The organism is Pseudomonas saponiphila, from assembly GCF_900105185.1.
Taxonomy (GTDB): domain Bacteria; phylum Pseudomonadota; class Gammaproteobacteria; order Pseudomonadales; family Pseudomonadaceae; genus Aquipseudomonas; species Aquipseudomonas saponiphila.
Genome location: NZ_FNTJ01000002.1, coordinates 1734128 through 1757342, shown reverse-complemented (window position 1 = coordinate 1757342; position 23215 = coordinate 1734128). Strand labels below are relative to the sequence as shown.

General features: G+C 61.7%; 24 protein-coding genes. 2 read left to right on the top strand and 22 right to left on the bottom strand.

The genetic code is table 11. The annotated features are described in order from the left end of the window. Positions 1-174: 174 nt before the first annotated feature. Both istA and istB read left to right on the top strand, forming a co-directional pair. Positions 175-1860: an IS21 family transposase gene (istA, locus tag BLV47_RS29870; protein ID WP_062838241.1), complete on the top strand. Its 1686-nt coding sequence runs from the start codon at positions 175-177 to the stop codon at positions 1858-1860. Further along, positions 1748-2497 (top strand): IS21-like element IS1474 family helper ATPase IstB, encoded by a 750-nt coding sequence (gene istB / locus BLV47_RS29865; RefSeq protein ID WP_062838242.1) that lies wholly within the window; start codon positions 1748-1750, stop codon positions 2495-2497. Before istA ends, istB begins: the two co-directional genes overlap by 113 nt. 78 nt (positions 2498-2575) lie before the next feature. On the opposite strand, the gene BLV47_RS29860 is transcribed toward istB, so the two are convergent. The 22 genes from BLV47_RS29860 to BLV47_RS29750 form a co-directional block, all read right to left on the bottom strand. Further along, complete coding sequence (locus BLV47_RS29860; protein ID WP_244168969.1) at positions 2576-2965, bottom strand: hypothetical protein; 390 nt, start codon at positions 2963-2965, stop codon at positions 2576-2578. Between the two features lie 51 nt (positions 2966-3016). Then, positions 3017-3616: a YmfQ family protein gene (locus BLV47_RS29855; RefSeq protein WP_092320139.1), complete on the bottom strand. Its 600-nt coding sequence runs from the start codon at positions 3614-3616 to the stop codon at positions 3017-3019. Then, positions 3604-4644, bottom strand: a complete 1041-nt coding sequence (locus BLV47_RS29850) for a baseplate J/gp47 family protein (RefSeq protein WP_092320137.1) — start codon at positions 4642-4644, stop codon at positions 3604-3606. The genes BLV47_RS29855 and BLV47_RS29850 overlap by 13 nt, the downstream gene beginning before the upstream one ends. Beyond that, complete coding sequence (locus tag BLV47_RS29845; protein ID WP_092320135.1) at positions 4634-5032, bottom strand: phage GP46 family protein; 399 nt, start codon at positions 5030-5032, stop codon at positions 4634-4636. The genes BLV47_RS29850 and BLV47_RS29845 overlap by 11 nt, the downstream gene beginning before the upstream one ends. Positions 5033-5034: 2 nt before the next feature. Next, positions 5035-5541, bottom strand: coding sequence for a phage baseplate assembly protein V (locus tag BLV47_RS29840; RefSeq protein WP_092320133.1), 507 nt, complete (start codon positions 5539-5541; stop codon positions 5035-5037). A 108-nt stretch (positions 5542-5649) separates the two neighbouring features. Continuing rightward, positions 5650-6690, bottom strand: a complete 1041-nt coding sequence (locus BLV47_RS29835; RefSeq protein ID WP_092320131.1) for a phage baseplate assembly protein — start codon at positions 6688-6690, stop codon at positions 5650-5652. Positions 6691-6693: 3 nt separating this feature from the next. Continuing rightward, positions 6694-7938, bottom strand: coding sequence for a DNA circularization protein (locus tag BLV47_RS29830; protein WP_092320129.1), 1245 nt, complete (start codon positions 7936-7938; stop codon positions 6694-6696). Continuing rightward, the gene (locus tag BLV47_RS29825; protein WP_092320127.1) at positions 7928-9649 is read right to left on the bottom strand and encodes a phage tail tape measure protein; all 1722 of its coding nucleotides are present in this window, start codon (positions 9647-9649) and stop codon (positions 7928-7930) included. The genes BLV47_RS29830 and BLV47_RS29825 overlap by 11 nt, the downstream gene beginning before the upstream one ends. Positions 9650-9779: 130 nt before the next feature. Further along, complete coding sequence (locus BLV47_RS29820) at positions 9780-10076, bottom strand: phage tail assembly protein (RefSeq protein ID WP_092320125.1); 297 nt, start codon at positions 10074-10076, stop codon at positions 9780-9782. Continuing rightward, positions 10073-10420: a phage tail tube protein gene (locus tag BLV47_RS29815; RefSeq protein ID WP_092320123.1), complete on the bottom strand. Its 348-nt coding sequence runs from the start codon at positions 10418-10420 to the stop codon at positions 10073-10075. The genes BLV47_RS29820 and BLV47_RS29815 overlap by 4 nt, the downstream gene beginning before the upstream one ends. A gap of 66 nt (positions 10421-10486) precedes the next feature. Further along, positions 10487-11983 (bottom strand): phage tail sheath subtilisin-like domain-containing protein, encoded by a 1497-nt coding sequence (locus BLV47_RS29810; protein WP_092320121.1) that lies wholly within the window; start codon positions 11981-11983, stop codon positions 10487-10489. After that, positions 11983-12165, bottom strand: a complete 183-nt coding sequence (locus BLV47_RS29805; protein ID WP_047302105.1) for a DUF2635 domain-containing protein — start codon at positions 12163-12165, stop codon at positions 11983-11985. The genes BLV47_RS29810 and BLV47_RS29805 overlap by 1 nt, the downstream gene beginning before the upstream one ends. Beyond that, the gene (locus tag BLV47_RS29800; RefSeq protein ID WP_092320119.1) at positions 12162-12746 is read right to left on the bottom strand and encodes a phage tail terminator protein; all 585 of its coding nucleotides are present in this window, start codon (positions 12744-12746) and stop codon (positions 12162-12164) included. The genes BLV47_RS29805 and BLV47_RS29800 overlap by 4 nt, the downstream gene beginning before the upstream one ends. A gap of 436 nt (positions 12747-13182) precedes the next feature. Then, on the bottom strand, positions 13183-13794 hold the full coding sequence (locus tag BLV47_RS29795; protein ID WP_167365723.1) for a hypothetical protein: 612 nt from the start codon (positions 13792-13794) through the stop codon (positions 13183-13185). Between the two features lie 364 nt (positions 13795-14158). After that, positions 14159-17248 carry a TipJ family phage tail tip protein gene (locus BLV47_RS29785; RefSeq protein WP_092320113.1) on the bottom strand — a complete coding sequence of 1030 codons (3090 nt, stop codon included), beginning with the start codon at positions 17246-17248 and terminating at the stop codon, positions 14159-14161. Between the two features lie 60 nt (positions 17249-17308). Continuing rightward, on the bottom strand, positions 17309-17917 hold the full coding sequence (locus tag BLV47_RS29780; RefSeq protein ID WP_092320111.1) for a tail assembly protein: 609 nt from the start codon (positions 17915-17917) through the stop codon (positions 17309-17311). A gap of 66 nt (positions 17918-17983) precedes the next feature. Next, complete coding sequence (locus BLV47_RS29775) at positions 17984-18616, bottom strand: tail assembly protein (RefSeq protein WP_092320109.1); 633 nt, start codon at positions 18614-18616, stop codon at positions 17984-17986. A gap of 55 nt (positions 18617-18671) precedes the next feature. Next, positions 18672-19448 (bottom strand): C40 family peptidase, encoded by a 777-nt coding sequence (locus BLV47_RS29770; RefSeq protein WP_092320107.1) that lies wholly within the window; start codon positions 19446-19448, stop codon positions 18672-18674. Positions 19449-19450: 2 nt separating this feature from the next. Further along, positions 19451-20134: a phage minor tail protein L gene (locus BLV47_RS29765; protein WP_019093175.1), complete on the bottom strand. Its 684-nt coding sequence runs from the start codon at positions 20132-20134 to the stop codon at positions 19451-19453. Between the two features lie 27 nt (positions 20135-20161). Continuing rightward, the gene (locus tag BLV47_RS29760) at positions 20162-21397 is read right to left on the bottom strand and encodes a tail fiber domain-containing protein (protein WP_092320105.1); all 1236 of its coding nucleotides are present in this window, start codon (positions 21395-21397) and stop codon (positions 20162-20164) included. Further along, positions 21394-21732, bottom strand: coding sequence for a phage tail protein (locus tag BLV47_RS29755; RefSeq protein WP_047302098.1), 339 nt, complete (start codon positions 21730-21732; stop codon positions 21394-21396). Before BLV47_RS29755 ends, BLV47_RS29760 begins: the two co-directional genes overlap by 4 nt. A 39-nt stretch (positions 21733-21771) precedes the next feature. Continuing rightward, positions 21772-23187, bottom strand: a complete 1416-nt coding sequence (locus BLV47_RS29750; protein ID WP_092320103.1) for a phage tail tape measure protein — start codon at positions 23185-23187, stop codon at positions 21772-21774. Positions 23188-23215 lie beyond the last annotated feature (28 nt).

The window sequence follows — 23215 nt, the reverse complement described above, 5'->3', positions numbered from 1 at the left end:
ATTTCGCTAACGCGTGACCGCTCATTTCGGTAGCAACGTGACCGATTTTCCGCCTGTTCCGAAACAGGTGGTCACGGCTTACCGAAATCGCCGGTCACGACTTAGCGAAAGCCTTCCCCTTCGTTGCGCATGACCTGATGCGCCGCCATCCTCGACCGATTTCGGGAGAGGAAGATGGCGGCGCCGCGAGTAGCCATGCGAAACATCAAAGAATGTCTGCGCCTCAAGTTTGAGGCCGGCTTGTCCCACGAGAAGATTGCCCGTGCCTTGCAGCTGTCCAAGGGCGTGGTTAGCAAGTACATCGCGGCGGCGCGGGTGGCCGGGCTGGACTGGCCGGCGCTGGTGGCCATGGACGAGGCCGCGCTGGCGGCCGCCTTGTTTGCACCGACGTCGACGAACAAGCCGCGCGGTGAGCGAGTGCTGCCCGATGTGCTGAGCATCCACCGCGAGTTGCGACGCAAGGGCGTGACCTTGCAGCTGCTGTGGGAGGAATATCTCGCCGCGCATGCGGGCCAGCCGACCTACCGCTACACCCAGTTCGTCGAGCACTACCGGCGCTACGCCCAGACGCTCAAACGTTCGATGCGTCAGCTGCACCGTGCGGGCGAGAAGCTATTCATCGACTATGCCGGGCCGACGCTGCCGGTGGTCGACCCGGCCACCGGCGAAGTGCGCCGGGCGCACATCTTCGTCGCCGCCCTGGGCGCCTCGAATTACACCTATGCCTGCGCGACGCCAGGCGAAACCCAGGTGGACTGGCTGACCTCGCTGGGCCAGGCTCTGACCTACTTTGGCGGCGTGCCGGAAATGGTTGTGCCGGACAATCCGCGCGCCCTGGTCGCCCAGCCGGATCGCTACGAGCCGGGCCTGAACCGGGCCACGCTGGAGTGCGCGCGTCATTACCAGACGGTGATCCTGCCGGCACGGCCACGCAAGCCTCAGGACAAGGCCAAGGCCGAGGTGGCGGTGCAGGTGGTCGAGCGCTGGATCATGGCGCGGCTGCGCCATCGGCAGTTCTTCAGCCTGCATGCGCTTAACCAGGCCATCGCCGAGCTGCTGGAGGATCTGAATCGGCGCCCGTTCAAGCGGCTCGATGGCTGCCGGCGCGACTGGTTCGAGCGCCTGGATCGCCCGGCCTTGCGAGCGCTGCCGGTGCATCCCTACGAGGTCGCCACCTTCAAGCGCTGCAAGGTCAGCATCGACTACCACATCGAGGTCAATGGCAGCTTCTACAGCGTGCCCTCCGCCCTGGCCCGGCAGAACGTGGACGTGCGACTGACGGCACACACCCTGGAAGTGCTGCATGGCAACCGGCGGGTGGCCAGCCACCTGCTGCTGGGGCGACGCGGCGCTTACAGTACCCAGCGCGAGCACATGCCCGCGGCGCACCAGGCGCATCGCGAATGGACGCCACAACGCCTGCTCGACTGGGGCGCGCGGATCGGCCCCTACACGCGCCAACTGATCGATCACCAACTGACCCACAAGCCGCACCCGGAGATGGGCTACCGCGCCTGCCTCGGCCTGCTCTCGCTGGCCCGGCGCTATGGCAATGCACGCCTGGAAGCCGCTGCCGAACGTGCCGTACACCTGCGCGCCTTCACCGGGCGCAGCGTGCGCAACCTGCTCCAGCAAGGCCTGGATCAACAGCCGCTGCCCCAGCGTGCCGCCGAAACGACCTTACCCGGCGACCACGAGAACGTCCGTGGCGCCGACTACTACCAACCCCCGCAACAGGAGCTGTTCGATGATGCCGCAACACACCCTGAATCAACTGCACCAGCTACGCCTGGACGGCATGGCCCGCGCCCTGGAAGAGCAATGGACGCTGCCGGCCAGCCACAGCCTGAGCTTCGATGAACGCCTCGGCCTACTGCTCGACCGCGAACTGGCCTGGCGTGACAACCAGCGCCTGGTACGGCTGCGCAAGAAGGCCAAGCTCAAGTACGCCAACGCCTGCCTGGAAGATCTCGACCGCCGCACCGGACGCGCCCTGGACGAGCGTCTGATCGCCACCCTGGCCAGTGGCGACTGGATCCGCCAGCAGCACAACCTGCTGCTGACCGGCCCGACCGGTGCCGGCAAAACCTGGCTGGCCTGCGCCCTGGGCAACCAGGCCTGCCGCCAGGGCTATAGCACCCTGTACCTGCGCACCCCGCGCCTGCTGGAACAACTGCGCATCGCTCATGGCGACGGCAGCTTCGGCCGTACCCTGCAACAGCTGGCAAAGGTCGACGTCCTGGTGCTGGACGACTGGGCGCTAGCCCCGCTGGAGGAAGGAGCCCGGCATGACCTGCTGGAGGTGATCGACGACCGCGCTGGCAGCCGCTCCACCATCCTGACGAGCCAACTGCCCATCGAGCACTGGCACGGCTGGATCAACGACCCGACCCTGGCCGATGCCATCCTCGACCGCCTGGTGCACAACGCCTACCGACTGACGATGAAAGGCGAGTCGCTGCGCCGAAAAAAAGCCGAGGAACAAGCCGCATCGTGACCGATGCGATTACAATCCAGAACCCGCGCAACCGGGGTGGAAGCACCGGTCACGTATTAGCGAAACGCTCGGTCACGTTCACCGAAATCCGCACACACTGCCATCCACCTCCAGGAACCCCGCCGGCACCGCCCCTTTGGGAAACGGCACCATGGCCCCCACCGGCAGGGCCGACATGTTCTTCAGCAGCGCTTCGATCTCAGCCTTGGTGTAGGTCACCGACTTGGTGTAGGCGTCGGTGATGCCGTACTCGGCCAAGGTGCTGCGGATCTTCTCTGGCGGTATCGAATCCCGGACGATCGCCTTGATCGCCACCAGCAATTGGTCATGCTCGGCCTCGGCCGGCTGCTTGCCGCCCGCACGAATCACATTGAGCAATTCGTCGGTAACCGCGTTTCCCCATTGCGAGGAAATCAGTGAGCCGACTTGCCCCGTGACCGGGTTCTCGTCGACAAACTTGCCGTTCACCAGCCCTACGCTGGGAACACTTTTCGGATAATCCACTTGTTCTTGTCTTCTCTAGTCATAGTTGATGTACACCTGGGTATGCGCCGGTGTACTGCGATGGATAAGGCATTCCAGGGCACTGCCCGGGTTCATGCCAAAACGTTCGCCCCAATAGCTCGCGCCGAAACGCCGGCCCAGTTGCAGGCGGCCGCCGGTATTGAGGGTCCACATGAAATTCGCCCGCCAGGTGCCGAAATGCGCGTGACCAAAGCGTGAGCGGCCGATGCGCGGGGTGCTCAGTTCGGTGACGCTGGCATTGGGGTAGCCCTGGCTGCGGGCGATTTCGACGAAGTAGGCCGCGCGCTGGCTGCCCACCGCCAACAGACGACGGCGCACGGCCAGGCGCCGGTCTTCGAACAGCGGGGTCAGGCCCAGGCAGGGATCGGGCAGGTTCATGACCTTTTCCCAATCGGTCACCAGTTCGCTGACGCTGGCCGGGTCCATTTCGTTTTGCAAGTCCACGGCCCGGGCGTCGATACGCGCCAGCTCCCGGGAGATGCCCTGCAACACGCGTTCAAGCTCCGGCACCCGCTCCGGGTCCCAGGCCGGGCCGCTGGGCAGCAGGCTGCGCAGCTGATCCTGGTACTGGGTGGCGCTTCTTATTGCTGCCATTGGCAACCTCCGAACACCAGCAACTGATTGTTCGCCGCCGGAACATCGGCCAAAGGCGCCAGCAGCCGATGGTCCTGCTCGCCGGTGGCGCTGCTGATGGCTTCGCGGATATGGCTGAGCAACAGGGTCTGGCCCAGGCCGGCCTCGCGGCTGTGCAGATCGCGCAGCTGGTCCTCGACGGCGGCGCGCACCGCGCTGGTGTCAGGGGTCAGGCGCAACGTGTAGGTCACCGGCAGCATCACCGGGGCCAGTACATGCACCTCGGCAGTGACCGGGCGCAGTGGCTCGATATAGGCCTGAACCTGCGCCAGTTGCTCGGCATTGGGGATCGGCTGCGGGTCATCGTCACGCATGACGAACAGCCCCACCGTGCCTGGCCCCAGGTAGTTGCGCCGGCACCAGGCACGGGTGATCCCTGAGCATTCCAGAGCCCAGGTTTCGTAGTCGTCCGCCGAGCCGCCGTGGGGAATGATCCGATAGGAACGGATCACCCGGGAGCGCAGGGATTCGAGGCTTTCCCGGGCCACGCCACCGCTCAGGCCCGGGGCCAGGACGGTGAACGCGTTGCCGATGCCTTGCACCGGCTGCACCGCGGTCAATTCCAGGCCCGCATCGGCGTTGCCCAAGGCCCCGCCATCGACCGCCTGGATGGTGGTGCTGTTGAGCCCGGCGCTGGTGGTGCGCGCGGCGGTCACTGTGTAGCTGCGACCGTCGCTGCTCTGCAGCAGGGTGTCGACATCCAGCACGGCTCCGGCCGCGGCCGTGAAGCTGACGCTGCCACGGGCCGGCTGGGCGGCCTTGCGCGGCTGGTTCAGGCGCAGGGCGGCGATGCGCTCCAGGGTCGACTCATCGGCCTTGTCCGGAAGGATCTGCTCGGCGATCCAATCCAGGTAGCCGTACAGGCCAAAGGCCGCCCCGCTCAGGGTGCGGGCCAGCACTTGGGCATCGGACTGGCGCAGCGAATCGCTGGCCAGGTCGCTTTGGGTACGCTGAATCAGCACCGGCAGCGAAGGGGTTTCAAACGGCATAGGTCACCTGCCAACTGTGAATGGGGTTGAGGTCCAGGCGTTCGCCATCGGCCAGGATCAGCACCGTGCGCAGGTTCAAGCGCTGGGCATCGAGGCGTTCGCTGAGAATCTCGACGGCGTTGCAATGGCCATCGTCGATCAGCCATTGCAGGGCCTCGCGGGCATAGAACTCGGCGTCGAGCTGGGTCTGCCGGGTCAGCTTGACCCGGCGCAGCAGCCACAGCCGCGAACCGATGCGGTCGTCGGCCACGCTGGGAAAACTGTCGCCCCACCAGCCGTAGCGCTGATCGTCGTCCAGGGCATCGTCATCGGCGGCGCGGCGCCAGGTGAACAGGCTGATTTCCACGGCCCGGGTCAGGGCGCTCTTCAGGTCATAGGTGGCGAACATGCTTAACCTCCCACGGGTACGCCGGTCTGGCCCGGACCGGGTTGCACGCCGCTGTGGACGTGGTTGATCTGGCTGATGCCGGCGGCAAGCTGATCGCCCTGGGAGACGATCTTGCCGCTCATGCTCAGGGTCGGACTGTCGATGTTGACGCCGCTGCTGGCGCGGATATTCAAGGTGGCGGTTTCGATGTCGATGACCCGCCCGCGCTTGAAGTGGATCTTGTCGCCCTCGTCGGTGTAGATCGCCACTTCACCGGCGGCCAGGGCCTTGAGCCGGTAGCGCCGGTCGGCCACCACCAGCACCACCGCATGGGAACGGTCGCCACCGAGGAAGGTGGCGATGCCCTCGGCGCCGGCCAGGGGATTGCTGGTGAAACCGTAAGGCTCGAAATGCTCCATGTCGTCGTTGACCTCGCCGGCGGTGAGGCGCATTTGCAGCGATTGCAGTTTGTTGGCCGAGTTGGCGAGCACCACGGTGCCCCGCGCCAACAGGCGTGTCAGTAGGCTCATGCTGAGTTCCTTGGAGGGTAGGAGCCGGCTTGCCGGCGAACAGGAGTTGCGCGGTTTCGCGCCGGATGCCTTCGCCGGCAAGCCGGCTCCTACGGATGGGCGCGGGGTTCAGGTGTTGTTGGGTGCCGGGTTGGCATCGAAGGTCTGCGGCGGCGCCACCTGCAGGGTGGTGATCGAACCCTGCTCGGACAGTGACCAAGTGACCTTGGAGATCAGCATGTCCCGATCGAACCCCAGCACCGGGTCGATCACCCGTACCAGGGTGTTGTGTTTCCACAAGTCACCGTTGCTCTGGCGCCAGCCCTGTACCTGATAGGTCGTGGTCAGTGCCTTGCCGGTGCGGGTGCCGCACTCCCAGTCCGCGCGCTGCTGAGCCAGCTCGGCGCTCAGTTGCGCGGCTTCGTTGATCAGCGTGACCCGCTTGCGCGAAACACGGGCATCGCTGGCCTGGCCATACACCTCGCTGACCGCCGCCCCGCTGCTCTGGTCGCTGCCCTTGTGCTGGCCGATCACCCGGTACTCGGAAAACACCGCGGAAAAATCCATCGGTGCATTGGCCGAGAGGATGTTCTTGCCCAGCTCCAGGGCATCGCTGGCGCGACCGCCGCTGCCCGGTGCCGCCAGCAGCAGGTTGCCGTTGGCGTCATCGGTGGAGAACACCCGGTACAGGGTCAGCAAGCGGTCGATGGAGGCGAACACCGTCTCCCCCGGCACGATGCTGTGGGTGTGCAGCTTGCCGGTCGGAGCGATCTCGCTGCGTACCCCGACCCCGTAGGATGCGGCCAGGGCGCGGACGATGCTCAGCACGTCCTGCTGGCGCCACTGGCTCGGCCGGTTGATGGCCGCGCAATCCACCAGGTCCTGGGTCAGCGAACCCCCCTGGATGCTCAGGCTGATCTGCTTGCCGTCGTAACTGATCGGCGCCTTGTAGACATGCCCGGTGAGCACCAGGTCGCAACCGATGCGCACCTGACAGCGAGCGCCCGGGCGGATCCGCACCTGCGCGTCCTGCCCCGGCCATTGCCAGGTGATGTTGAGGCTGAAGGTACGGAACTGCCGCTCCAGATCCGCACTGATCTCCACGCTTTTCCAGCCGCTGTAATCCAGCCCGTCCACCGTCAGGGTGACGATATTTGCCAGTTCGTCCATGGGTCACTCCCGAGCGATTTGCAGGTCGGCCGGCGGCAGGAAGCCCGGATGGGCCACCCGGTTGCGCTGCACCACTTCGCCGACCCGCGTCGCATCGGCAAACCGCTGATAGGCCAGCACCAGCGCCGGCATACTGCTTTTGGGGCTGAGACTGACCAGCCGCACCCCCGAGGACGCCACGGCATTGAGGTGCCCCTGTACCTGCTGACGCAGGCTGTTGAGTGCCTGGTAATGCACCGCATCGGCCTTGAGCGAGGCTTGCCAGATCAGCTCATTGAACTGGTCGCGCAGGGCCAGCACATCGTCGGCCACCGGTACTTCCAGGCGCTGCACCGGCCGGCTGGCCTGCTGCGCCAGGGGTGGCGTGTTCTTCAGCTTGACCACCGGAGTGGCCACCGGCAGCGCCGACACCAGGCGGGCAATCTGCACCAGCAGCGCATCCTGTACCAGGTTGGCCACCGCTTCGGCCGCCGCCGTGGTGTCCTTGCCGGTGGTCAGCTTCGGCGCATCGATGCGCCGGGCCGCCTCCACCTGCTGGGAAATATCGGCGAGCATCTGCCGATAGCCGGTACGGGCAAAATCCTTGAGCCCGCGCACATCCTCCAGCAACCCCTTGAACTCCGTGCTCAGCTCCTTGGGTATTTCCTTGACCGCCTTGACCAGGGTGTTGAGGTCGCCATAGAACTCGATCAGCGGTTTGAATTCGTGCTCGATGACCGCGTACACCTCGGTCAAGCCCTTGCGCAGCGCATCCACGCCGATCCGCGCCTGCTTGATCAGGTTGGTGGCGAACTCGAAACGCAGCACCGCCGAGCCCAGCAAGGTATCGCTGGCCACCAGCACCTGCTGCTGGGTGTTGACCACTGCCGAGGGAAAGCGCAATGGCTGGTCCGGGTAGAACTTCAGGCTGAAGGTCACCAGGCCGCCGTCCTGGCGGCTCTGGGTCATCTCGCATTCGCCGACCTTGACCTGCATCCGCCCGAGCCAGGGGTGCACCAGCTCGCCACTGCCCTCCTCCAGGGCCTTGAGCAGCCTGTCGCGCTGCTCCAGGCAATCGGCACCGACGATAAAGGCCGTCAGGTCATGGATCTTCGCCTGCTGGCCCAGCCCCTCGAAAAACGGCTGGTCGCGCTGCGGGTACTCATGCAACTGGCCTTTCTGGCCCACCGGGGTTTTCGCCTGATCAACCCAGAACGGCACGCCGCGAAAGGATGCCGGCAACAAACGATCGCGCCAGTTATCCGCCATTGGAACCTCCTAGGGAAAGTGAGCGATAGCCCAGGGTCGAAGCCACGTTCAGGCCGGGTTGATTGGTCTTGGCCTGTTCGGCACGCAGGCCCGCCGGGGCGTTTTCGAAACGCACGGTCAAACCGCCCTCAAGTTGCGTGCGGTTGTTCGCGGCGTTCTGCTGGATAAGGGCACTGGAGTTCTGGGTCAGCGAGCTGCCCTGGGTTGTGGCAAAGGGTGATGCCAACCCGCCTTTACCCTCGGCGTTGATTTGCCTTTGCGCCTCGGTAAAGCCTTCGACCTTACCGGTGACCGTGGCAATCAGCCCTCCAAAACCTCCCTCGAACAGCTCCTTGATCGGCACCATCAGCGCTTGAAGCTTGCTCCACAGCCCGGAAAACCAATCGGCGATGGGGGCCCAGTTGCTCATGATCAGCTCCATCGGCGACCAGTCGAACAGGACCTCAATAGCCTTTCTGATCGAGTCGATACCTGGTTGCAATTTCGCCCAGATCGAGCTGAAAAAGTCCGTAACCGCACCCCAGTTGCTGTAAAGAATCACCAGCGGAGAGAAGTCGAACAGCGCTTGCAGAACCTTTTTGACCGCATCGATCCCCGGTTGTAGCGCCGCCCAGATAGAACTGAAGAAGCCCGTGACCGCGCCCCAGTTGTTGTAGAGCAGCACCAACGGGGAATAGTCGAACAGGGTCTGCAACACCCCCTTGATCGCCTGAATGCCCGTTTGCAACGCTGCCCAGATCGAGGCGAAGAAGCCGGTGACCGCGCCCCAGCTCTTGGTGATCATGTCCATCGGCACCCAGTCGAACAGGCCTTTTAGAAAGGCCATTGCCGGCACCGTCAACGCCTTGAGCAACTCCCAGATCGACGCAAACAGCCCCGTCAGGCCTGCCCAGTTATCGATGACCAGCCCCAAGGGCGACCAGGAGAACACCTCCTTGAGAAAGCCTACGACCGAAGCCGTCATCGCCTTGATGCTGTCCCAGAGCCCGGCAAAAAACGCCGTGATCGCCCCCCAGTTGCCAATCAGCATGCCCAGGGGCGTCCAGCTGAACAGGGTACTCAGCACCTCCATCGCCTGCGCCGCGAAGCTCTTCATGCCCTCCCAGAGGCTGACGAAAAAGGCCGAGATCGGCGTCCAGTTGGCAATGATCACCCCGGCGGCCAGAGCAATGCCCATGGCAATCAGCATCACCGGATTGGCCTTGGCCACGGTGCCCATCAGGTCGAGCACCTGGGTCGCGCCCGTCACGGCGGTTTGCATCGCCGAGAAGGCAATGGCGCCCATCGCCAGCCCTTCGACCAACTTCGGATTGTCGTCGAGCAGTGTCCCCACGCTGTTGAGCATAGGCTCCAGACCGACCACCAGCGCCCCCACCGCCGGCGCCAGCGCGGCATCGATGGCCGAGGACACCTTGGCCATGGACTGACTGAAAACATTCATGCCTTTGGCCGCATCGGCCGGTGCGCTGGAGTTGCCGACCTCGGCCAGTTTGCCCTTGAACGCGTCGCAGGCCTTGATCCCGTCGAGAAACGGGGTGATCAGGCTGCCGCCCTTGAACAGACCACTGATATCCAGCTTGCCCAGCCCGGTCTGCTCAAGGTTTTTCTTGAAAGAGTCGACCTTGCCTTGAAGGGCGACGAGTTTGGGTGACAGTTCGTCGATGCCGGTCAACAGCACCGACTTCTTCTCTACGGTTTGTGTATCTGCCATCACTGCACCTGCTGCATCGCATTGATCCGTTGCGCGTGCTCCAGGGATTCCCGGAGCACATCCAGTGGCCTGGCCATCATCTGTTCGGGGTCGACCTTCCAGAACCAGGCCAGGTCATAGGCGACAGCGATCAGGTCGGCGATGGCTGCGATGCCGCACTCATGAAAAAACTCGCCACCGCCCAGCTCAAGGCGTTGAGGTCCACCAGGTCCAGCTGGTTCACCGAGGACGGTGGAATACCGGCGCAGACCGCGATGTATTTGGCCGCGACGTCCATGTCGAGGCTGACTTCTTCGCTCTTGTCGATCTTGTACGGCAGCGCCTTGATCGCCCGCACTTCCTGCACCGTCGGGCGGCGCAGGGTGAGTTCGCTCAGGGGCTCGCCGTGGGCTTCGATCGGCACTTGCAGCTTCACCGTGTTGCTCATTGCCAGGTCCCCTTCTGCCCTTCGAAGTTCAGCTCGATGCTGGCGTCGTCGCCCTTGGCAATAGGCTCGTCCACCAGGTAGGCGCCGGCCAGCACGTAGACCTTGCCGTTGGCGAACTCGCAGGTGACGGTCATGTCGACGCCTTCGATCAGTTGCTTGAGCGGAAAGTCCGGGGTGTGCAGCGCGGTGACCTTGAACGACGGGGTGAGGTCGGTTTCCTTGTAGAAACCCGGAACCACGGTTTCCCGCTTGACGGCCATCAGCGGTGCTTCACAGCCGCCGTTGATGGTCAGTTGAGCGCCGTCCACTTTGACGTAGCAGGTGCCCGCAATCAGTTGACCCATGATGTTTCTCCCAAAAAATAAGCCCGCTCAAGGCGGGCTGAAAAAGCGCAGTGATGCAGGTCCGGCTCAGGCCGCGGCGTCGTACTGCAGACGGAATTGGTTGAGCAGCGCGAACACCCGCAGGCCGTTGATGTAGTCCGGCGGGAACAGCACGTTGACCCGGCTCGGGTCCTGCACGTCGCGCTCGACGATCAGGTGCTCGGCGAACAGCTCGGCGTTCTCCACGTGGCCTTCCAGTTCCAGCTTGGCGTACTGGGCGATCAGCTCACCGCGAATGGTGCTCGGGGTGACAATCGGCTGGCCGGCGCCGAAGCGGGTGCCGTCAGAGGCCAGCTTGTGGCGCCCGTACTTGCTGGTGATCACGCTTTGCAACCGGCGCACGATGAACGCCGACTGGTGCATGGTTTCGCTGTCCAGGTAGGAGTTGTCGGCCTGGCCGTAGGCGTTCTTCTGGTAGGTGGTGATCGCCCGCTGAATGCGCATGTAGCCGCCTTCGTAGTAGGCGGTGGCGATGCCGTAGCTCAGCAGCGACTGACGCTCGGTGAGAGTAAAGCGTTCGCTGGCCGGCGCCGGATCGATACCCGGCAGGCTGCCGCTCTGGGTCGGACGGCTGGCGTCGGCGGAGATGAACACCGAGGTCCGCGCCGCCAAGGCGGCGGCCTGCACCCACACTGGCTGGGGCACGCCGGTTTCCAGGGCCTGGATGGTGATGTGCTGATCGTTGCGCGCCTGACCGGCCGCCACCAGGGTGCCGACGGTGCCGCGCTTGGCGCTGTAGACATGGCCGAACAGCTGCTTGGCCCAGGACCAGCGACCGGTGTTGTCATCCATCACCGCTTGCCAGGCATTCAGGCTGGCGGTGTCGGTCCAGGGCATGCAGATGAACTCGAACGGCTCGTCGCCCAGGGCCGCCAGGGCCGCGACCTGATCCGGCACACCGGTGCCGCCAGCCATCTTACCCAGCACCAGGCTCAGGCCCGCCGGGGTTTCTTCGCCATTGCTCTTGCCCAGGCGATTGAGTTGCAGGCTGATGTCATTACCGCTGTCGCCGGTCCACTTGGCGCTCAGGGTCACGGTGCCGTCGACCGCCGTCGCAGTCACCGGCAGGTCCACCGCCGCGTTGATCTTCAGAGCCAGGGCGCTGGCGGCCTGGGCGGCGCTGGCGCCACTGACGATGGAGGCCTGCACCCGCACTCCGCCGACGTACAGATTGAACAGGCCGGCGGCGCTGGCGCTACCACTGATCTTCAGCTCGGCCTTGGCCACACTGCCTTCGGTGCTGTGCAGCGGCAGGCACCAGATCTCGCCAACCGGGTCGGTCTTGCGCCAGGTTTCATACATCGAAGCGAGCATCGAACCTTGTCCGCCGATGCTCTTGGCCAGGGCCACGCTGGACACCAGCACCAGCTTGCCGAGGTCATCGCCGGCCTGGTTGTCATTGACCTGGGCGACGATCAGACGGCGCATGGCCGAAGACGCGCTATTGGCCGCCGAGTTGTCCATCTCGGCGTAGAACAGCGGAACACGGAGGTCCGCCGGGATATTGCTGAAACCGATCGCCATTATTTGGCTCCTTGAGATTTCGCCGCTTTCACGGCCTTGCTAGTGATATCGCCATCGGCCAGACGCCGGCGCCACCAGGCGTTGTCCGGTACTTCACGGCCAGAGGCCGGCAGCAGATCGCCTGCTTCCGGATCCGGTACGGCGCGGCCGGCGACCGGCAGCACGGTGATGCGTTTGCTCATTGCTTCAGCTCTCCTGAAAAAGTCAGCTCCAGGCGCCCATCGGGGCCTGGACGTTGCAGATTGGGGTCCGCCGGATCGATGGCATCGACCCGCACCGTGACCCCGGTCAAGGACGGCAAGCCGTCAAGTTCACGCTCATGCCAAGTCTCCGCCGGCTGGCTGGGCAAGTTGCGGCCCAGCTGGAACTCGGCGAAGAAGCGCAGGCGGTAGAGCAAGCGGGTGGCGTCTAACGACACCAGTTCACCGCCGTCGTATTGGATGGGGTTGTACTCGGCGCCGGGCTTGAAACCGACCAGGGCGCGCCAGACTTCGGCGCGCAGGTCGTGGAGTTGGTCGAGGGCTTGTTGTGGGTTTGTGGCGTCGAGGAGCAGGACGACTTCGAAGCGGTCGCGGATGGTTGAAGAAGTGGCATTTTGAGTGGTGCTCCGACTTGCAATATCGGCCAAGGACGCAACATGAGCAGCAGGAGTTTGCGAAGCATTAGCTGTGTCCAAAGAAGGCATATCAGTACCAACCACTACACGATTGGAAAAACTGGGACAGTGAGTACGCACCTGAGTAAAGACAGGAGTAATTTTCATGGTTTTTCCAAATGATCGTAGAGGGGTGGCGATTTGCACTCACCAGAAAGCTCGGGACACCAACTTTTTGCCCTGCGCGCCTACTAGCGCTTCCAGGTTGTCTCGGCTGGCCTTAACTTTGGCCAGTTCCGTATTGGCAATGTCGAGCAGCCAGCCAAGCGTCCAGGGCGACGGCCAACAAAATCCGAACTACTTACCAAGCTCAGCGCTCACTTCAGCATGAGGTTGTAGTCGATGTTTCCAGGGCTGCGGTTGCGGACGCCGTAGGCGTTTTGAATGGTCATGATCAAACTCCAGGCACAAAAAAACCCGCGACTTGGCGGGCTAGGGGCTGATCAGCAGTGGTAGTTGATCGGTGATGGGGGATTTCCCCAAGGCAAAAAAATCCAGCGTATAGCGGGTGATGGAGCATCTAGCGTATGTGTCGGATAGCCAATCAGTAACCGGTGACGTCGATGATTGTTACGCTGGCCTGAAACTGAGAGAAATTGTACTCGGCGAATCCCTGGCCATCCCAGGGGCGGTTGATGTTCGCCACGATCCCGCTCCTATGCTCCCAGGTGTTGTCGGTCGGCGTGATTATGAACGTCGACTTGACGTCCTCGATAACGATAGTGCCGCTTGGGCCTGTCCTCTGCTTCCTTGCTCCATACCCTCGCGTGTTCTGGATCAGAGCACACTTTCGCCCAACTGGTATGCTGCCGGTGTTAGCTCCCGGAAGAGCTGAACTGTTCAGGATCCGAATGTACTTGCGCAGCGAGTTGTAAACGGTCTCGCCAGTGAGGCGGTTCCTGATACGCATTCCCGGCTTTCCGCCCTCATCGCTTTTCGGCGTGCCGAAGATGTAGTAATCAACAAAGCCTTGAGCGGCGCCGGTAGCGGTTACAGAAAAGAGCCTGACGTACTGCCCATTCATAACGTAGAAGGTGGGGTTGTTACCCCTGACCGCAACTATCTGCGGGGTGTCTGACTGAGGCATAAAGACGTCGGTGTATTTTATGTTGCCGAACTCGCCACTGGTTGCCGGAACTACTCGGCCTTGACTCAACAGGCAATGATTCCGGAATCGGCTGTCAATCTGAATCGCCCTGTTTTGGTTTTTTACCCTAAAACCAATCTCGCTCAAGAGACACCCCACAAGATTTTCACGGAAGTCCGTGCGCCGTAAACGTTCGGAAAACTCCAGGACAGCCTATTGCCGCTGATCCTAGGGATCGGCCGAACAAAGTTTGTCCAGAGGTTCGGCCACGGGTCAATCACGACATAGAAAGGCTCGCCCAGCAGGAGGTTGTCGTCCGTGATCGCCCCGTCTCCTCTCCCGCTGTCCAAGACCCCGAGCTGGCGCGTCAGGCGATCGGTCACCTCTACGGTGACCTCCCCTGTAACCCTATCCCTTCCCCTGAACCCGAAGGTCACGACAGGACACCCAGTTCTACAACCTGGACGCCGGTCTCGGTATCGGTGAGATAGACGCCTCGATCCATGATCTGGAGCCTGTAGCCCACGCCTTCACCGTTGAGCTCTAGAGTTCCTGACTTCTTCATTCTCCACCCCCTTTGCCCTTCAATAAAGTCATCCGACTGGATGTAGTCGCCAATCTTGGCATTAGTAATCGATCCATTCTCAATAAACGCAGACTTGATATAGGCAGCGTTTCCTTGAACAACGAACGGGTAGAAAACATCGGTGGTGTTTGGGTCGATGATCGCAAACCGACTGGCCGCGATCAGCACCTGGCTGGTGATGATTCCTTGGTTGTTCTCGACCCCGACGCCGATGCCTGCCAGGTATGGCTTACCATCGACCGTGAGCTGGGTCTTGATCGAGTACATAGCTGCCAGTTCGGTTTTCAAAGCATCTACCTCGACCTGAGCGCCGCCGCTCGAGTCGATTTTCTCCAACAGTTGCTGGCTCAACTGCGTCTCGGTGATCTGATCGCTGAGGTAGTCGAGAATCAGCCCGGCGTCCGACGATGACTGCCCAGTAACCGGGCCATAGAACGCCCCTACGTTTCCAATGCGATCCACCAGCCGGGCCCAGAAGAAAAACCGCACTCCAGCGGCCAAGCCCATGATCGTCAGGTCAGTCTGCGGATAGGCGTAGTCACCAAACTTAGCAGCCGTTCCAACGTCATTGGTCTGGCTGTACCAGATCTCGGTTCGCTGCAGATCCGCAGTGGCAACACCCGCCGGAATACCCCACTTCAACTTGATGCCAAACACAATCGACTCTGCGGTAAACGACGCCACCACCGGTGGTGGCGTGGTCTTGCCATTCAGTACAGTCTCGGTCGAAGTCGCGAACACTGAGCCAATATCCAGCGAGTTGATCGCTCGAACCTTGGCCACATAACGACCGGCATAGATCCCGCTCACTTCAATCGAAGTCGCACCGGTGCGCCCGGCGAACACCCACTCGCCATCGTTTTTGCGCCAGTACACCTCATAAGCAATCGCGCTTTCGGGGCGATCCCATTCGATGGTCATGACGCTGACCGCACTGCCCTGATCGACAAAGTGATCGTTGCTCACCCGAACGTTGCTCGGCGGCTGTTGCACACTCGGCGGTATCACTGTCACCGGCGGTCGTTCAATCCGCGCGCCGTTATCAATCGCGTCAAACTTGCTGGGCACATGCTTGACCGCACTGATGCTGTATTTGATGGCGTCATCGCTGAAGTCTTCAGCCACCGACAGCACCCGAAACTGTTGGGCTGCCAATGTCCGAGAATCGATCGCCCACATGGATTGATCTGGCGGCAGTTCATCCAGCTTCTTCTCCAGCACCACTCGCTGGATTTCGGTAGGAAGGCTGGTGGTATCGAGGGTGATGTCGCCGTTATCCCAGGTAATCCCCGTGCTGTCCCAGGTCAGTGGATAACCCACCGATTTGATCACCCGCGAGATGGCCTTGCCGGTGGGCATGATCAGGGTGACGGTGTCCCCCGGATAGGCCTTCACGTCGGCATCGAGCACCAGGGTATCCAGGGTCGCGGAACGCAGTCGGCCGCCAATCCGGCGCCCTGCCCTGTCATTGTCCGCCACTCGGATGATCTGCCCAGGACGTGCGAGGGTGCCATCCAGGCCCACGGAGAAACTCACGCTTTCGGTTTCCAGGCGGTTGGTCAGCAGCGCCCATTTGCCAATGCGCTGGGCCTGGGCCTGGGAGGTGCAACCGGTGGCGGTGATTTCGGTCTGCTGCACACCGTAGCGGGCAATGCCTTCCGGGTCGTCAACGTACTGCACCTTTTGCCGGTAGAAGTCCGCCGGGTCGTTCCAGCTGACCAGGGCCACGCTGTAGCGGGTCTTTTTCGCCGAGCCACCGTAGACGAACTTGCCGTCGACCACGTTGGCATTGCTGTAGGTGTACACCGGGTCTTCCGGCATATCGGCCACGGCCATCACCGAGCCCGCGCCCCAATAGGCCATGCCGCGGAAGGTGGTCGCCAGGTCCTGCAGCACTTTCAGGGCGTCGGCGCGAACGGATAGATAGAGGTTGCAAGTGAAGCGTGGTTCAGTGCCACCTTTGCCGTCGGAGACTGGTTGGTCGCAGTACTGGCCAATGCGGTACAACTCCCACTTGTCCACTTGGGCAGCGTTGAGCAGATGCCCCAGACCATAACGCTGGTGCAGCAGCAGGTCGTAGTAGATCCAGGCCGGGTTGTCGGTCCAGGCCGACTTGAAGGTGCCATCCCAGACGCCGCTGTAAACCCGGGTCAGCGGGTCGTAGTTGCTGGGTACGCGGATGATCCGCCCCTGCAGTTCGAAGGAACGGGTGGGGATCGACTGGAACTGTGAGGCATCGAATTGCAGGCCGATGATCGCCGACCCGGGGTAGCGCAACTTGGCGTCGATCACATCGGTGATGGACTCGACACTGGTGGTGTCGGCAATCGCTCCGCTGGTGGAGTTCGGTGTCAGGCGCCGTACACGAACCGTCCAGCCAGCAGTAGCGGCAGGTAGATCGACGCGATGGGAGCGCTCGTACTTGCTCGAGGTCTTGCCGCTGAAGGCTGCTTGCAGCACTTCCACGAAGACACCGCCATCGGTGGAAAGATCGATCGCATAGCGCACCGTGTAACCGTTGGTGTCGCCATTGCTGGTGTTGGTCTGCGCCAGCCGCGAGACCGCCAGGCGAATGCGCACGGCCGACAGTTGCAGATTGGTGATGGCCTTGCTCCAGGGCTGGTCACTGCGCAACTCCACCGCCACCGAAGATTCGTTTTCCACCGCCGGGAATCCCGGGATGTAGGTCTGGTCCTGGCTGCCATTGCGGGTCTCGAGGGTAACCCCGGAGAAGTTCAGGCTGCCATCGGCGTTGGCCAGGGGCGTCTCGTTGAGAAACACCGAGCGCTTGCCATTCTTCAAGCCCACAATCTCGCCCTCGCTGACGAGATCGAGGATCCGAGCATAAGCCGTGCTTTGCAGGCTGTCTGGCGCCTCCACGGAGGGACGGGGCTTGGAGCCGCCGCCTTTGCTGCCAGCGAGAGTAAGGTCAGTCATGGCTTTCCTTCAGGCGAAATAAGGCCCGCGCAACGGCAGGCAGGTTGAAGACAGGAGGAGTTAAAGTTGATCTTCGGCGTAGATGCCGGAACTGATCACGGCGCTGCCGATGGTCAACTGACCGTAAAGCAGGCCTACCGGATTGCCCTGGGCACTGGTGTTGACTGGCCCGTTAAAGCTATAGCTGGAGCGGCTTTCCGGGCTGTCCTGGGCGGCAAGCCCCTTGGGCAAGGGAGCCAGCATTTGCATGACACCGCCCATGGCCATGCTGACTCCCGTCATCATCAGGAACGACGCAGCAGGCCCGGTCAGGAAGCCAAAGGGGTTGTAATAAGCCACGGCCATCAACACCGCGCCCAGAATGGTCTGCAATCCACCAGCACGCTTCGAACCGCTGAGGACCGGGGCGATGCGAATCACTTCTTTGCCAAGAGGCTGATGAATATCAGTCTCGGACAAATTGCGCCGTCCATTGAACACCGCGAATCGCAAGCCTTTATCCGCGCTCTGCAGCATGTAGCGCTCAAAGCCGGGGAACTGACGGAAGTACCCCATCACCTCCTTGAAGCCACCAGCAATGGCCACACGATGCTCACGTCCGAACATTCTTGCCAGGGACCCGGACAGCAGCACGGTTTGCATCTTTTGTCGTTCTACGGCCAAGCCCATGGGGTTCTCCTGGCAATAAAAAACCCGCCAAGGCGGGCTTCAAGTAAAGGGTGGACCCAGCCGGATTCAGAGCTGGTCCTGGGCATAGATCCCGGCGCTGATCACCGAACTGCCAACGGTCAACTGACCGTACAGCAACCCCACCGGATTGCCCTGGGCACTGGTGTTGACCGCGCCATTGAAACTGTAGCTGGCGCGATTGTCGGGACGGTCCATGGCTCCCAGTCCCTTGAGCTGCGGGGACATCATCTGCATGACCCCACCCATGGCGAGGGAGATCCCCATCTGCGCGGCCATGGTCCAGCCCGTAGTACCGGTAGTGCCTATCAATGTCGAACTGCCCCCAGCAGCAAACATGCCCCCGGAGAAGTACGACGCGGCCACCACCAGGGCCACTCCGATAATGGTTTGCAGCCCACCTGAACGCTTGCTGCCGATCACTATCGGCGCAATGCGGATATCGCTGTTGCCACTGGGTGCGTTCAAACGGTCGTGACCGATGTTGTCGCGGCCAAGAAACAGCGAGTAGGTCAGTCCGCGGTCCTTGGACTCCATAAGGAAAGCCTCGAACCCCGGAATCAGAATGCACAAGGCTCTAACCGCTTCCGAAGCATTGCTGACCGCCAACCTGTGCACCCGGCCAAAACGTGCGCCCAGGGTTCCGTAGAGACGGATGACGCGGATTTTTTGCTGATTCATCACATCACTCCCAGGAACAAGATCCCCGGTTGAATTCAAGGAAAGACGATGCACTTCAATCCATCGCCATGAGCTGGCGATGTCGCCAGATGCTGACCGTTACCTCGTCCCAGTAACCGCCATAGGTGTCCCGTTTGCTGTCCCGTCCATAGAGGTGATGCAGGATCGAGCCCGGCGCGGGAAAGTGCTCCGGTTCGCTCTTGAGCACGCCGTCGGCGAGGTAGATCGCCGCATGATTGGGTACCGGCGAGCGGATCTGCATCAGCACCACGTCGCCTTGGCGCAGGTCATTGACTCGCTCGAACCCGGCCTCGGGCAAATGCTCCAGATAGAGATTGCCGCCCTTGTCCCACCAACCGTCTTCACGCTGGTAGCTACCCAACTCGATACCCAACTCACGACGGTAGTAGTCGAGGATGATGCTCAGGCAATCGTGGATACCGTGGGCAAAGGAACGGCCAATCAACGGCGCTTGATACCCCGTGGGCAGCAGACTCGCCCAGTCGCCCTTGCGCAAGGTGCCGTCATCGTCCTTGCGCACTTCCAGGATGTGCCAGGGCAATCCCGACGCCTCGCAGGCCACCCGATCAGCCTCGCTGGGAGCCGGTGGATAATCCGGGTGGCTGTGGATCACCGCCAGCACCTCGCCGCGTTCTTCCGCCGCCGCGTAATCCTCGGGGGCCAGGCGAAAATGTTCGCTGGGCGTGACAGCGGTGTTGCGACAGGGCACGTAGACCCGCTTGCGCCCCTCGCGGATCAGCAGCCCGCAACACTCCTTGGGGTACTCGGCCAACGCGTGGCGCTCGATGGCGGCCAGATTTGCCTTGTTCATGCTCAGCTCCGTAGCAGCCCTGCCGCTGGAAATGAACCGAAGGGCAGCGGGTTGTTTTCACCGAAACGCAGCTTGCAGCTGCTCAACCGACCACCGCATTTATCCTTGGCCGCATCGGTGACGATCACATCATTGAGATCCGCCACCGGGCCACCGTTGTAGCCGCAATAAGGCCCGCGATAGCCTCCACAACTGAGCCACCAGCAGACGTTGGCAACGATCTGCCGTCGTGGCAGTTGCACACCGTTGAAGTCCAGGGCGCTGGCCAGTTCGAACTTCACCACCTCGTTGTCTTCCGAAGACTTGCGCTCGACATACCAGATGTCTGGCGGCAACTCTTCTTCAGGATCGGCTTCAGGCTGGCCGTCCAGGTACTTGCCAAGGGTCCGGTGACGAATCAGCCGGGCCCCGACCAGGTCCTCGAAATACAGCACCAGGGCGGTGATGAAACCGCCCACGTTGCCGACCGACAGCGTCGGAGTTGGCTGCGCGCCCTTGCCGGTCATTTCAAAACCCTCGGCCTGAATCGGCCAGGGTGAGTACTCAAGCCCCTGCCAGAAGATCGACGACTGCTGGGGGTAACCGTGAAAGCGATAAAGCTCGGCGCCGAGGCTGGTGGCGTCGAGCTCAAAAAGCTCCACCCACGCGCCTGGCTCCAGGGTCTGGATATCGGCCGTGATCGGCATGATTTTTCCTCGGGAAATTAGATGGCTCTATGCGAACCTGGATTCAATCTCAGCCAACCGAGCCTCAAAGCCTGCTGCAAGGAACAGGTTGAGCTCGTCAATCCTGAAGCTATATCGGTCACCAGCTGGAACAACAGTCGGGTCTTCACCCTCCACCGGGCCTGCCTGGATGCGCTCCTCCCAGGCGTCGTGGCATATGAACCCGTAGGCAAACGGGTCCAGGCCAAAAGAGGACATCACCTGGATAGCACGCTGAACAGTCATGCCGATATGATCGCGGGCCGACTCGCCCTTTTCAGCTATGGCGGCTAGCCAGCGATAAGAACCAATTTCTTTTGCAAGAGCTTTAGCCGCCCCAACCTCTTCTTTTGACAGACCGCGTACCACGGTCTTTTCGCGTGCGTCCGATGTACTGATAGCCCCAGTTGCAGCCCAAAGTGTCTTGGGCCTAACTCCAGCGCCCCCGATGTCGTAGAGGTTGTCGTCGCCTGGCTGGAAATCACCGCTACTTCGTACTCGCCACCGCACTCCCCCGGTATTGGCTCCAGCAGTGTAAAGCTGAAGGGATGTCGGAACCACCGCACCTGATGGCGTTCCGTCAATAGCCGCGCTGATCGATGCGGTCGTGATGAAAAAACTTCCGTTATGGGCTACAAACTGAAACGCACCGAGATTATCTGCGTCAATTACAGCGGTGGGTGCAGATACCGTTCCTCTTGATCGCAACAGGGTGAACTTGGGGGCGTAGCCCCTAACTTCTGAGCTAACAAAGAACTCGGTTATCATGTTCGTGTTCTTTGCGATTGAAATAATCGGGCCTAAGGTTACCGCTGTGTGCGGCTCACCGCCCGATATTAATGCTTCAGTCGTCGAACTGAGTTCCAATTGCGTGAACTTCCCATGACTCGACGAAAGCAGCGGGCCGCTCAGGCTCCCACCGCTAATACTAAGCTTTCCGTTTGCTATCTCTCTGGCGTTTTCAGCATCTGCCACGCCTTGATCTGCTTTTGTCTGGGCAGCGTTAGCGGCGCTCAATGCGTTTGCAGCATCTGCCACGCCCTGATCTGCTTTCGTCTGGGCGGAGTTAGCAGCGCTCAAGGCATTTGCAGCATCTGCCACACCCTGATCTGCTTTCGTCTGGGCCGCCCCTGTTCGGATGTCCAGCTCAGCGAAGTTGTCATTGATTGTCTGCCCCCCCGAACGCAGGTTTTGCCCGGTGCCATCGTTGGGAGCACTGCCGAGGTGGATCGGATCGATAGTCATGGATGAAATGCCTGTTCAAAAGTTGCGCTAAGCGAGTAAATCCCTGCGCCCAACGGCGAGGGCTGGTAGGTCTTGCAGCGGTACAGCCCCTGCTCGCCCAACGGCGGCGTCCAATAGAAAGGCCTGGCTCCTTGGTGGGCGTCGATGAAGTTGATGATCGGCTTGATCTTCTTGTCGTCGCCGACAAAGGTCAGCGGCCAGGACTGGGTCTTGTTATTGATCCCGTCCTGGACAACCTGCTGATAGCCATCACCAAAGCGCGCCGACTTGAGGCGAAACTCGACGCTGCCCACGGGCTCGATCTTGGGTACCCAAGTGAATGTTTCGATAGTCATGTCTTTTCTCCGGGCGTGAGCCGTTGCGGCCGCTGGAAATCAGCGGCCGTTGATGACGGACCAGATCTGGCCGCCCGGTTTCAGGTCTCGGGCAATCTGTTCGGCAGCGCCCTGCTTCGCCGCGCTGGCGTAGGCATTGGCCAGGCTCTGGGAATTCGTGCCTGCCCCCGAGGCACCGGCCTGTCCGTCGGGTACGTTGATGGTCTGCTGGATGACCACCTGCTGGTTGCTGGTAGTGCCGGATTGTCCCCCGCCCAGCGCAACGACCCCCAACGAGCCGTCGGAACCACGACTCAGGGGCATGATTGCTTCTGGGCCAGACTCACCGAATAGGGCCATTGGAGCCAACGTTGGAGCGGTGGCCACCGTGTTGGTGAAGGCACCGCCCTTGGCATGAGGAAATACAGGAGGGGACAGGCTGGACGCATCGACCTGCGGCTTGAATACAGTCGTGGCGCCATCAACCGTGAACGTGCTTGAAGTCGGGGTAGCGCTGGGCCAAAAACTCATCACTGCCGAGCCGACCATTCCAAACAACGAACTCAACGCCTTGGACGCCGCCGTCTTCGCCGCCAACATCGCCATGTCCTTGAGCACCGACTTGGCGAAATCGGAAAAGGAGAACTTGCCCGTGGTAGCGAACTGGAGGATCGCGGCATCCATCTGCTCAAACGCACTGGTGAACACCGCCTTCGACTGAGCAGCGACGTTGCCGGCGTTATTCATGTAGTCATCCAAAGCCGACGAGGCACCATTTTTCCAGTCGCCGAGTGCTTCGCTCATCTGTACATAATTGCTTTGAATCTGCAGGGCCATGTCACTGTGCTTGGTCTTCAGCTCATCAAGCTTGGTGGCATACTCGTCGCTCTGTTCGACCCCACGGCCATAGGCATCTCCCGCCGGGAACTTGATCCCCGACTTGTCGGCATAGGTCGCTGGCGACTGAACCGCGCCTTGAGGAAATTGCTTATCCAGAGCCTTGCGCGCCAACGCATATTCTTCATCGTTCGCACTGAGTTGGGCGGCCAGTGCCTGTTGACGACTCCCCCTGCCCAACTGAGAAACAGCGAGAGCACCTGAATTACGCAGTTTCTCCAGCTCGTCGGAGTACGCCCCCAGCTTTTTTCCAGATACTTCCAGGGACTGCCCATACTCGGTTCCAGCACTTTTGTTCTGCTGGAGCAGTGCGTTCAGGGCGCTTTGGCTTTTAACAAAATCATCGGCTGCTCTGGCAGCCGGGTCATAGGCCTTGCGCAGGCCATCAAAGGCATTGGAGGTTGCGCCCAACGTGGAAGCAGACGAAGTTGCCAGCGCCTCGGTAATCTTCTTGCTGGCCTCCTCGACACGCCTTTGCATGCTGCGCATGCCTTGGTCGGTAATACGCTGGGCCTTGTCCAGGGCTCGCTCCAGGCTGCCAAGGTCCAGCTGCAAACTCCCTTGGGAAGCAGTTGCCATAGGTTTCTCCGGGTCATGAAAAAACCCG